Below are 11,622 nucleotides of genomic sequence, written 5' to 3'. Positions count from 1 at the left end.
CCGCAGGCCGTGGGGGCCTGCGTGGGGGGAGGAACGAGTCATGAGGGTCAGCGTTTTCGGGCTCGGCTACGTGGGCTGCGTCTCGGCCGCGTGCCTGGCCAGCATGGGCCACGAGGTCATCGGGGTGGACGTCAGCCAGGTGAAGGTGGACCTGGTCAACGACGGCAAGGCGCCGGTGGTCGAGGAGCGCATCGGCGAGCTCATCGCCGGGGTCGTGCGGACGGGGGCCTTACGCGCCACCGGTGACGTCCGTGAAGCGATCATGGAAAGTGAGGTGTCGCTGGTCTGCGTGGGTACGCCCTCGGAGCCCAACGGCAGCCTGTGCACCACCTACTTGGAGCGGGTGACCGAGCAGATCGGCGCGGTGCTGGCCGAACGGGGCGGGCGGCACACCGTGGTGTTCCGCAGCACCATGCTCCCCGGCACCTGCCTGAACCTGCTGCTGCCGATCCTGGAGAAGGCCGTCGGCGGCACGGCCGGGGTCGAGGTCGGGGTCGCGGTCAACCCGGAGTTCCTGCGCGAGGGCACGAGCGTGCGGGACTTCTTCGACCCGCCGAAGACCGTCATCGGCCAGCTGGACCAGGCCAGTGGCGACGTGGTGGCCGCACTGTACGAGGGCCTGCCCGGCGAGGTGTTCCGGGTCCCGGTCCCGGTGGCCGAGGCCATCAAGTACGCGGACAACGCGTTCCACGGCCTCAAGATCGGCTTCGCGAACGAGCTGGGCGCGGTGTGCCGGGCACTCGGGGTGGACTCCCACCAGGTGATCGACGTGTTCCTGGCCGACCGCAAGCTCAACATCAGCCCGGCCTACCTTCGGCCCGGCTTCGCCTTCGGCGGGTCCTGCCTGCCCAAGGACCTGCGCAGCCTGGTCCACGCGGCCCAGCGGGCCGACGTGTCGGTCCCCATCCTCTCCCACGTGCTGCCCTCCAACTCCGACCACCTGCAACGCGCGGTGGAGCTGGTGGAACGCACCGGAAAGCGCCGGGTCGGCCTGTTCGGACTGTCCTTCAAGCCCGGCACCGACGACCTGCGCGAGAGCCCGCTCGTCGAGCTGGCGGAGCGGCTCTTCGGCAAGGGGTACGACCTCAAGATCTACGACGCCAACGTGAGCCTCTCCCGGCTCCTCGGCGCGAACCGCGAGTACATCGAGAACCGGCTGCCGCACCTCGCGCACCTGCTGGCGGACTCCGTCGACGAGGTGCTCGAACACGCCGAGGTCTGCCTGGCCGGGACCAGGGACCCCGACGTGCTGTCGGCCCTGCCCCACGGCGACGGCCCGGTGATCATCGACCTCATCCACCTTCCCGACGCCGACGAGCGCCGGACCGAACCGGGGTACGTGGGCCTTGCTTGGTGAGACGACGCGTGGTGCGGCCGGCGACGGCCGCACCACCGGCCGGCGTGCGCTGGTCCTGGTGGAGAACCTGTCGGTGCCGTTCGACCGGCGCGTGTGGCAGGAGTGCACGACCCTGCGCGACGCCGGCTGGCGGGTGGACGTCATCTGCCCCCAGGGCAGCAAGCGGGACACGGAGCCGGAGGCCGAGATCGACGGGGTGCGGATCCACCGCTACCCGTTGCGCGCGGCCACCGGAGGGCCTGCCGGCTACCTGAAGGAGTACGGAACGGCGCTGTGGCACACCATGCGGCTGGCCCGCAAGGTCGGGCCGGTCCACGTGGTCCACGCCTGCAACCCGCCCGACCTGCTGTTCCTGCCCGCCCTGTGGCTCAAGCGGCACGGAGCGCGGTTCGTCTTCGACCAGCACGACCTGGTCCCCGAGCTGTACCTGTCCCGCTTCGACCGCGGCAAGGACCTGCTCTACCGGGCCGTGTGCGGGCTGGAACGGCTCACCTACCGGGCCGCGGACGTCGTGATCGCCACGAACGAGAGCTACCGGGACGTCGCGGTGCGCCGCGGCCGCCGGCGGCCGTCGGACGTCTTCGTGGTGCGCAGCGCGCCGGACACCGACCGCTTCCACCCCGTGCCGGCCGAACCCGAGCTGAAGCGCGGCAAGCCCCATCTGCTCTGCTACCTCGGGGTGATGGGGCCGCAGGACGGCGTCGACTACGCCCTGCGGGCCCTGGCGAAGCTGCGCGACGAGGTCGGGCGCGACGACTGGCACGCGGTGTTCGTCGGCGGCGGCGACACCTTCGACGCGATGGTGGAGCTGTCCCGGCAGCTCGGGCTCTCCGACCGGGTGCAGTTCACCGGGCGGGTTCCGGACGCCGACCTGGCGCGGTACCTGTCCACCGCGGACGTGTGCCTCTCCCCCGATCCGCGAAACCCGCTCAACGACGTGTCGACCATGAACAAGGTCCTGGAGTACATGGTGATGGGCCGGCCCATCGTCTCGTTCGACCTCAAGGAGGCGCGGGTCTCCGCCGGCGACGCCGCCGTCTACGCCCCCGCCAACGACGAGGGCGAGTTCGCCCGGCTCATCGCGCAGCTGCTGGACGATCCGGAGAAGCGGGCCCTGATGGGCAAGACCGGCCAGGAGCGGATCGGCGGGCCGCTCTCCTGGCGCAACTCGCAGGCCGCGCTGCTCGCCGCCTACGCCGCCGCCTGCCGCGACCGCCGTCCGGCGTCGGCGGGCTCCATCGACGGTACGGGGAAGAGGCCGCGCCGTTGAGCGACGACACGATACGCCTGGTCACCATCGGGCGGATCTTCCGCCGGCGCTGGCGACTGCTGGTCGTCCTCGCCGTGATGGGCGCGCTCGTCGGATACGGCACCTCCCTGCTGCTTCCGCCGCGCTACACGGCCTCGGCCTCGGTGCTGCTGCCGGGGGCGTGGGAGGAGCGGGAGCTGCTGACCCAGGCGGAGATCGCGGCCAGTTCGGTGGTGGTCGACCGCGCGGCCTCCGCGCTCGGCTGGACCAAGGTCAGCCGCGTCGAGCTGCGGGAACGGGTGACCGCCCAGGCCGCGGACGGCAACATCATCAAGATCTCGGGCACGGCCGACACCCCGGAGCGCGCGCAGCGGCTCTCCGACCAGGTGGCACAGCAGTTCGTCGCGTTCGCCGCGCGGATCTCGGGCGCCGGCACCGATCCCGAGGCGACGGCGCGGCCCGAGGCGCTGCGGCAGCTGGTGACGCAGACCAGCCGCCGGATCACCGAGCTGGCCGACGCGGCGGGCCGGGGGCAGACCGTGGAGAGCGTGCAGACCCGTACCGAACTGGCGAAGCTGCGCACCACCCTCCAGGAGGCCGTCGACAAGCTGGACCAGGCCGACCCCGCCGCGAACAAGGCCATCAAGGCCAACATGGTCGTCATGGGCCCGGCGGCCCGGCCCACCGGTGAGGCACCGCCCACGCGGACGCAGCTCATCGTCGCCGGAGCCGGGCTGTTCTCCCTGCTCGGGGTCGTCGGCCACCTCGCCGCCACGCGGATGAGCCGCAGGCCGCGTACCGAGGAGGAGGTCGCCGCGGCGCTGCGGTCGGCGGTGCTGGGCACCGTCGACGTGCCCGCCGAACGGCCCGCGGACCGGCCGGACGGGCGTGGCCCGAAGGCCGGGATCCGCCGGCTGCTCGGCCTCGACGTCCGGTGGGACGCACCGGAGCCGCGCCCGTCCGGTGACGAGGCCGACGGACGGATCCGCTACCGGCGGGTGCACGCCCGGCTGCGGGACGGGCTGCCCGGCGCGCGGCGGCTGCTGCTGCTCGTACCGGAGGGCGACGGGAACGCCCTGCGGGCCGCCGGTCGGTTCGCCGCCTTCACCGAGGGCGGTCCCGAGCTGCGGACGGCCGGGGTCTCCGTGTCCCGGCCGATGGTCGCCGACCGCGACGGCGAATCCGGTGCCGTCGTCGTCCTCAGCCCCGGCAGCCGGACCGCCGGGGAACTCTCCGGGATCGCCGAGGCGTGTGCGGACGCCGGGCACGAGATCGTCGGCGTCGTCCTCGTCGGCACGGTCCAGGCCGCTCCGGCGGGGTCCGACGGCCGTCGCCGCAAGGCCGCCGCACCGGCACTCGCGGCCGGCGCCGACGCGACGGGAAGTTCAGGGTGACCATGAGTACGACTACGGAGCCGTCGCAGGCCGCTCCGCTGCTGGACCTGCAGACGCTCGTGGTGTCGGTGCGCAGGCGGCGCCGCCTCTGGTGCTCGCTGGCGCTGCTGGGGCTGTTCATCGGCGCGGCCGTGGCGGTGCTGCTGCCGCCACCGCCGACGGCGACGGCCAAGGTGCTGGTCGCTCACCAGCAGGACCAGCCGAACGACCCCGGAACGCTGATCCGCACCGACGTCGCGCTGCTGCAGACCACGCGGATCGCCGAGCAGGCGCTGAAGACCCTGAAGTCCCGGGACAAGCCGGAGGACTTCATGAAGGACTACGCGGGTGTCGGCCTGACCAACAACCTGCTCCAGATCGACGTGACGGGTGCGAGCGACGCGCAGGCCGTGGCCCGTGCCAAGGCGCTGGCCGACGCGTTCGTGGCGGACCACGTGCGGCGGATCCAGGAGGCCGCGGAGGCCGAGTCCAAGACCCTGCTCGACCAGCGCGACCGGTTGCGGGAGGAACTCGACCAGGTCAACAAGGCGATCGGGAACGGGACCCCGGAGAGCGGTCCGAAGGCTTCGGCGAACACCGAGTCGCTCTTCGCCCGACGGGCCGAACTCACCGCCCGGATCACCGACTTCGGCCAGCGTGCCGCGGAGGCGCGCGTCGGCACGCCCCAGCTCGTCGCCGGCACGCAGGTCGTGGACGCGCCGCGCGCGGTGCGGCACTCCCTGCCGAAGACCGCCGCCACCAACGCCGCGGTCGGGCTGGTCCTCGGACTGGTCCTCGGGCTCGCGGTGGCGGCCGTCGGAGCGGTGGTCGCCGACCGTCCCGTGCTGCGCCGGGAGATCGCGGCGCACCTGGGGGCCTCCGTCATCGCGGAGCTCCCCCGCCGGTCGGCCGGGCGGCTGCAGCGGAAGGGCACCCGGGGCGCGCGCGAGCGGCTCACCACGTTCCTGGCCCGCGCGGTACGCGGCTCCGCGGAACCGGTGTCGCTGCTGGAGCTGGGCTGCGACCGGCCGGCGGCGCTGATCGCCCTGGACCTCGCCGGGGAACTGGCGGCCGACGGGCCGGTGTCCGTCGTCGACGGACTGCCGGGCCTGCGGCTCACCCACCACCGCCGCAAGCCCGCGGACCTGACGGTGGTCGGCGACGGCGCACCGGAGGCCGCCCCCGGGGAGCGCCGGTTCGGCGTCGGATCGGTCTCGCCCGGCACGGCGTGGACCGGACTGCCGCACCTCGGCACCCGGACCGTGCTGGTCGTGCGCGCCGGACAGGGCAGCGCGGCGTGGCTGCACACGGTGGCGCGGCAGCTCGCCGAGCAGCGGATCACGGTGCTCGGGGTGGTGCTGATCGACCCCGATCCGCGCGACCGGACCGACGGCACCTTGTGGGACGGGCCGCACGCCGCGCTGCGCGCCCAGAACGAGCGGCCCGCCAGGCCAGGCGGCACGGGCGGACCGCAGACGGAACGGCTGCCCCTGTGGGCGGCGCGCGTTCCGGACAGCGACCAGGAGGCACGGTAGGACATGTGTGGCATCGCAGGCACGTACCGGTGGCCGGACGGGAAGGCCGTGACCGACCGGCTCACGGAGACCCTGGCCCACCGCGGTCCGGACGGGGCGGGCAGATACGGCCACCCCGTCGGTGACGGCGAGGTGCAGCTGGGGCACCGTCGGCTGGCCATCATCGACCTTTCGGAGACCGGCGCCCAGCCGATGGTGTCGGACGGGCTCGTCCTCACGTACAACGGCGAGCTGTACAACGCGCCCGAGCTGCGGGCCGAGCTGGCCGCCGCCGGGGTGCGCTTCCGCGGGACCTCCGACACGGAGGTGCTGCTGGAGGCCTGGCGGCGCTGGGGCACGGACTGCCTGCCCCGACTGCGCGGCATGTTCGCGTTCGGGGTCTTCGACGAGCGGACCGGCGAGCTGGTGCTGGCCCGCGACCAGCTCGGCGTCAAGCCGCTGTTCCTGCTCCGGCGCGGCGGGGGCCTGGTGTTCGCCTCGGAGCTGAAGGCGCTAGCCGCGGCGACCGGGGGTTCGCTGGAGGTGGACCACGCGGCGCTGGTGGCCTCGCTGCTGTACTACTGGGTGCCGGACTCGCGGTGCGCGTACCGCGAGGCGGAGAAGCTGCCGCCGGGGAGCTGGCTGCGGTGCCGGCCCGACGGCAGTGTGGAGCGCGGCACGTACTGGAACCTCAGGGACGTCGCCGCCGAGGGCCGGGAACGGGCCCGCGCCGGCGAGCTGCCCGACCTGGCCGCGATCGTCGAGGAGTCGACCCGGCGGCACCTGCTGTCCGACGTGCCGGTGGCGACCTTCCTGTCGGGCGGCCTCGACTCCAGCTACCTGACCGCGCTGGCGGCCCGCCACCAGCCCGGGATGTCCGCCTACACGATCGGGTTCCGCGCCGAGGACGCCAAGTTCGAGGCGATGCCGGACGACCTGCGCTACGCCCGTACGGTGGCCGAGCGGTTCGGCGTCGACCTGCACGAGATCGAGATCGCCCCGGACGTGCTCGACCTGCTGCCGCGGATGACGTACCACCTGGACGAGCCGATCGGCGACCCCGCCGCGATCAACACCTTCCTGATCTGTTCGGCCGCCCGGGAGGCCGGGGTCAAGGTGATGCTGTCGGGGATGGGTGCCGACGAGCTGTTCGCCGGCTACCGCAAGCACCTGGCGAACGTGCTCGCGCTGCGCTACCAGCGCGTCCCGGGGCCCGTGCGGCGCGGTCTGTCGGGAGCCGTGGACCGGCTGCCGGTCGCCTCGGCCCGCCGGGGGTACCGGTCGGTGCGCTTCGCGAAGCGGTTCCTGTCCTTCGCCGACCTTCCCGAGGAGACCGCGTTCCGGCGCAGCTACACGATGTACGATCGCGGCGAGCTGCTCGGCCTGATCGATCCGGACCTGGCGGGGACGGTCGACGACGTACTGACCGAGCACGCGGACGTGTACGAGGACAACGACCTCGACGACTTCGTCAACCGGATGTGCCTGGGCGACTCCCGGATGTTCCTGCCGGGCCTGAACCTGGCCTACACGGACCGTTCCAGCATGGCCGCGTCGACCGAGGTGCGCGTTCCGTACGTGGACGTCGAGGTGGTCAAGGCCGCGTTCACGTTCCCCGGGGACCGCAAGATCGTCGGACGGCAGGGCAAGGCGGTCCTCAAGGAGGCGGCGACCTCCATCCTGCCCCGGGAGATCGTCTACCGGCCCAAGGGCCTGTTCAGCGCCCCGCTGCGGGCCTGGATGAGCCGGGACCTGGCACCGCTGGTCCGCGAGGTCATCAACGACGGGGAGCTCGTCCGTTCCGGGTTCCTGCGCCGCGACGCCCTGGCGCGGCTCGCCGCCGAGGACGCGGCCGGGCAGCGGGATTTCTCCAAGCATCTATGGCACGTGCTGACCCTCGAGTACTGGTATCGCGGCGCGACCTCTGGGTCCGGTCAGAGCGCTCGGTTCACGGCTTAGGAATTTCAGAGGAGTTCGGGTGAAGCAGGTCGTACAGAACTACAAGAGCGGCGAGCTGGCGGTGCTGGACGTGCCGGTGCCGGGGTGCAAGCCGGGCGGTGTGCTGGTCCGTACCGCGTACTCGCTGATCTCCACCGGGACCGAGATGATGAAGGTGTCCGAGGCCGGCATGTCGATGCTGGGCAAGGCCCGTTCGCGGCCGGACCAGGTCGCCAAGGTCATGCAGAGCGTGGCCGTGAACGGGGTGCCCGCCACGTACCGCAAGGTGATGGGCAAGCTGGACTCCTACACGCCGCTGGGCTATTCGCTGTGCGGGGTGGTCGAGCAGGTCGGCGCCGGCATCGACGACGTGTCGGTGGGTGACGTGGTGGCCTGCGCGGGCAACGAGCACGCGCTGCACGCCGAGTTGAACTGGGTGCCGAAGAACCTGTACGCCCGGGTGCCGGACGGTCTCGCGCCGCGGCACGCGGCCTTCGGCACGGTCGGGTCGATCGCGATGCAGGGCGTGCGCCAGGGCGAGCCGCAGCTCGGCGAGGTGGCGCTGGTCATCGGCCTCGGCCTGATCGGGCAGCTGGTGGTGCAGCTGCTGACCGCTTCGGGGGTCCGCGTGGTCGGCGTCGACCCGGACCCGGCGCGCTGCGAACTCGCCGAGAGCGTGGGCGCCGCGGCCTGCGGGGACCCGGAGTCCGCGGCCGTTGAGGCCGCCGTCGCCGAGCTCACGGACGGGCACGGCGTGGACCAGGTGTACCTGGCCGCCGGCGGCGGCAGCAACCAGCCCGTCGAGCTGGCCGCCCGGCTCTGCCGGGACCGCGGCCGGGTCGTCGACATCGGCAAGTGCCGTCTGGACCTGCCGTGGAACGCGTACTACGAGAAGGAGCTCGACGTCCGGTTCTCCCGCAGTTACGGCCCCGGGCGCTACGACCCGGAGTACGAACTCGACGGGCGGGACTACCCGATCGGCTACGTCCGCTGGACCGAGCGCCGCAACCTGGCCTGCTTCCTCGACCTCGTCGCCCGCGGCAAGGTCGACGTGGAGCCGCTGGTCTCCCACGTCGCCGACTTCGACGACGCCGTCGAGACGTACCGGAGCCTGAAGGACGGCGACCTGAAGGCCGTGGCCGTGCTGTTCCGCTACCCCGGACAGACGCCGGAGGCGGAGCCGCCGGTGCTGTCCGTGCCCGCGGTCAGGCGTTCCGGCGAGGGGGTGTCCGCGCCGTCCCGGGCCGCCGGGACGCCGGTGCGCCTGGCGTTCGTCGGGGCGGGGAACTACGCCACGTCGATGCTGCTGCCGCACCTGGTGCAGCGCGAGGGCGTCGAGCTCGCGACGGTCGTCACCACGACGGCCCTGTCCGCGGCCAACGCCCAGCGGAAGTTCGGCTTCGCCGAGGCGACCACCGACCTGGACGCCGTGCTGGGCGACAAGTCGATCGACGCGGTGTTCGTGGTCACCCGGCACAGTTCCCACGCCAAACTGACCCGGCAGGCGCTGCTGGCCGGCAAGACGGTGTTCGTGGAGAAGCCCCTCGCCCTCACCGAGGACGAACTGGCCGGTGTCCTCGCGGCGGTGGAGGAGTCCGGCAACGACCGGCTCCAGGTGGGATTCAACCGCCGGTTCTCGCCGCTGCTCCAGGAGGCCCGCAAGCGGTTCGGCGCCCGGACCGGTCCGGCGAGCCTGCGCTACCTGGTCAACGCGGGCCGGCTCCAGCACGGCAGCTGGTACCTCCAGCAGGGCACCGAGGGCTCCCGGTTCGAGGGCGAGGGCGGGCACTTCATCGACACGGCGAGCTGGCTGCTCGGGGCCGACCCGGTCTCGGTGTACGCGACCGCCACCTCCGGCAACGAGGACCTCCAGGTCCTGCTGCGCTACCCGGACGGCTCCACCGCCACCATCAGCTACGTCACCACGGGCGCGGCCGGCTTCCCCAAGGAGACCCTCGACCTGGTGGCGGACGGCAAGGTGCTGCGCCTGGACGACTTCGTCCGGGCTTCGGTGTACGGGCGCAAGAAGTGGGTCAGCTCCCGGCTGCCCCAGGCCCGGGACAAGGGCCAGCTCGCGGAACTGGCCGCGTTCGTGCGGGCCGTGCGGACGGGCGGGCCGATGCCGGTGCCGCTGGAGTCGCTGGTCGCCACCACCGCGGCCACCCTCGCCGTGCAGGCCGGCCTGGCCGGCGGTGTGCCCGTGACGCTGGCGGACGGCCGATGAGCATGAGCGCGGGCTGGTACCTGCGGCGGCTGTCCCGGATGGGGCCGCAGGAGGTCGGCGGCCGGGTCGGCGACACGGTGCGCAGGCGGCGGTGGCGGGCGGCGCCGCCGGACGCCCCGGAGGCGGGCGGCGCCCGGTTCACCGCGGTGCTGCCCGCGGGGACGGTCGACGCGGTGGCGCCGGACGCGGCCAAGCGGCTGGTCGCCGAGGCGGACCGGCTGCTGGCCGGGCACGCCACGTTCTTCGGGGTGGACCGCGACGACCTGGTCGACCCGGACTGGTTCTTCGACCCGAAGACGGGGCGGCGGGCCCCGCAGGGCTACGCCTTCGACGTGCCGTACCGGGACGAGGAGGCTTCCGGGGACGTCAAGCAGATCTGGGAGCCGTCCCGGCACCAGTACCTGACCGTCCTCGCCGCCGCGTACGCGGTCACCGGGGACGAGCGGTACGCCGAGCGGGTGGCCGCGCACCTGCGGTCGTGGTGGGCGGCCAATCCGCCGCTGAGCGGGGTGCACTGGACCAGCGGCATCGAGCTGGGCATCCGGCTGCTGTCCTGGGTGTGGGTGCGCCGGCTGCTCGACGGCTGGCCGGGGGCGGCCGGGCTGTTCGAGGAGAACCCGGTGGCGCGGAACCAGGTCTGGCACCACCAGCGCTGGCTGGCCGCGTTCCCCAGCCGGGGGTCCTCGGCGAACAACCACGTCATCGCGGAGGCCGCCGGGCAGTTCGCCGCGGCCTGCGCGTTCGGCTGGTTCCCCTCCTCGGAGCGGTGGCGCGACGACGCGCTGCGGTCGCTGGACCGGCACCTGCGCGGCAACACCTTCGGCTCCGGCCTCAACCGCGAGCTGGCCTCCGAGTACCACGGGCTGGTGCTGGAGCTGGGCCTGGCCGCGCTGGCCGAGGCGGACGCGGCCGGCGTGCCGGTCCCCGCGCCGGTGCGGCTGGTCCTGCTGCGGATGACCGACGCGCTCGCGGCGGTCGTGGACGGCCGGCTGCGGCCGCCTCGCCAGGGGGACTCGGACGACGGGCACGGTCTGGTCGTGGACGGTGCGGGCACCGACCGCTGGGGGTCGCTGCTGGCCACCGGGGAGGCCGTGTTCGGCCGGCTCGACTGGTGGCCCGAGGTGACCGGCACCGACGTGCGCACCACGCTGCTGGCCGCGCTCGTCCGGCCCGGCGCGCCGGCGGTGGCCCGTCCGGCGAGCCGCCCGGTCCACTTCCCGGACGCCGGGATGACGGTGCTGCGGGCCCCCGGGGGTTCCGGCGAGCTGTGGGTCCGCTGCGACGGCGGTCCGCACGGCTTCCTGTCGATCGCCGCGCACGCCCACGCGGACGCGCTGTCCGTGGAGGTGCGGCACGACGGGGTCGACGTGCTCGCCGACCCGGGGACGTTCTGCTACCACGGGCAGCCCGAGTGGCGGCAGTACTTCCGGTCGACCCTGGGGCACAACACGCTGCAGCTGGACGGCGGTGACCAGTCCGTTTCCGGCGGGCCGTTCCTGTGGACCCGGCACGCCCAGACCCGCGTCCTGGTCGCGGACACCTCCGACGCGGGGGTGCTGCGCTGGTGCGCCGAGCACGACGGCTACCGGCCGTCCGTGCACCGGCGCCGGGTGGAGCTGCTGACCGCGGGCCGGGGGCTGCGGGTGGTCGACGAGGTCAGCGGGCCGCGCCGGGCCGTGCGGCTGGCGTTCCACCTCGGGCCGGCGGTCACGGCGGAGCTGGAGGGCGACCGGGCGGTGCTGACGTGGAGCCGGGACGGCGAGGACCGCTCCGCGGTGCTCGACCTGCCCGGCCGGCTCTCCTGGCGGGCCCACCGGGGCGAGTCGGGCCCGCCGCTGGGCTGGTACTCGGCAGGTTTCGGGCGCAAGGAGCCGGCCACGACGCTGGTCGGCACGGGCTTCGCCGACGGCGGCGAGGCCTTCACCACCGTGCTCGGGTTCGAGGTCTAGGGGGAAGGGGGGTGGTTC

At 73.6% G+C, this 11,622-nt stretch carries 7 protein-coding genes; all 7 read left to right on the top strand.

Going from position 1 to position 11,622, the window contains the following annotated elements; genetic code table 11:
• Window positions 1-40: 40 nt before the first annotated feature.
• The 7 genes from OG553_RS33030 to OG553_RS33000 are packed head-to-tail and all read left to right on the top strand — an operon-like array spanning window position 41 to window position 11,604.
• Window positions 41-1,357 (top strand): nucleotide sugar dehydrogenase, encoded by a 1,317-nt coding sequence (locus OG553_RS33030; RefSeq protein WP_405982518.1) that lies wholly within the window; start codon window positions 41-43, stop codon window positions 1,355-1,357.
• Window positions 1,347-2,627: a glycosyltransferase family 4 protein gene (locus OG553_RS33025; RefSeq protein ID WP_405982517.1), complete on the top strand. Its 1,281-nt coding sequence runs from the start codon at window positions 1,347-1,349 to the stop codon at window positions 2,625-2,627. Before OG553_RS33030 ends, OG553_RS33025 begins: the two co-directional genes overlap by 11 nt.
• The gene (locus OG553_RS33020) at window positions 2,624-4,000 is read left to right on the top strand and encodes a Wzz/FepE/Etk N-terminal domain-containing protein (RefSeq protein ID WP_405982516.1); all 1,377 of its coding nucleotides are present in this window, start codon (window positions 2,624-2,626) and stop codon (window positions 3,998-4,000) included. Before OG553_RS33025 ends, OG553_RS33020 begins: the two co-directional genes overlap by 4 nt.
• The gene (locus OG553_RS33015) at window positions 3,997-5,514 is read left to right on the top strand and encodes a Wzz/FepE/Etk N-terminal domain-containing protein (RefSeq protein ID WP_405982515.1); all 1,518 of its coding nucleotides are present in this window, start codon (window positions 3,997-3,999) and stop codon (window positions 5,512-5,514) included. The genes OG553_RS33020 and OG553_RS33015 overlap by 4 nt, the downstream gene beginning before the upstream one ends.
• A 3-nt stretch (window positions 5,515-5,517) precedes the next feature.
• Window positions 5,518-7,452, top strand: a complete 1,935-nt coding sequence (gene asnB, locus OG553_RS33010) for an asparagine synthase (glutamine-hydrolyzing) (RefSeq protein ID WP_405982514.1) — start codon at window positions 5,518-5,520, stop codon at window positions 7,450-7,452.
• Between the two features lie 19 nt (window positions 7,453-7,471).
• Window positions 7,472-9,655: a bi-domain-containing oxidoreductase gene (locus OG553_RS33005; protein ID WP_405982513.1), complete on the top strand. Its 2,184-nt coding sequence runs from the start codon at window positions 7,472-7,474 to the stop codon at window positions 9,653-9,655.
• Window positions 9,652-11,604: an alginate lyase family protein gene (locus tag OG553_RS33000; RefSeq protein ID WP_405982512.1), complete on the top strand. Its 1,953-nt coding sequence runs from the start codon at window positions 9,652-9,654 to the stop codon at window positions 11,602-11,604. Before OG553_RS33005 ends, OG553_RS33000 begins: the two co-directional genes overlap by 4 nt.
• The last annotated feature ends 18 nt before the right edge of the window (window positions 11,605-11,622 follow it).

The sequence above is a fragment of the Streptomyces sp. NBC_00158 genome (genome assembly GCF_045160885.1).
Classification (GTDB): Bacteria; Actinomycetota; Actinomycetes; order Streptomycetales; family Streptomycetaceae; genus Streptomyces.
The sequence above is the reverse complement of the archived record's forward strand: the minus strand, read 5'-3'. Positions and strand labels throughout refer to the sequence as shown.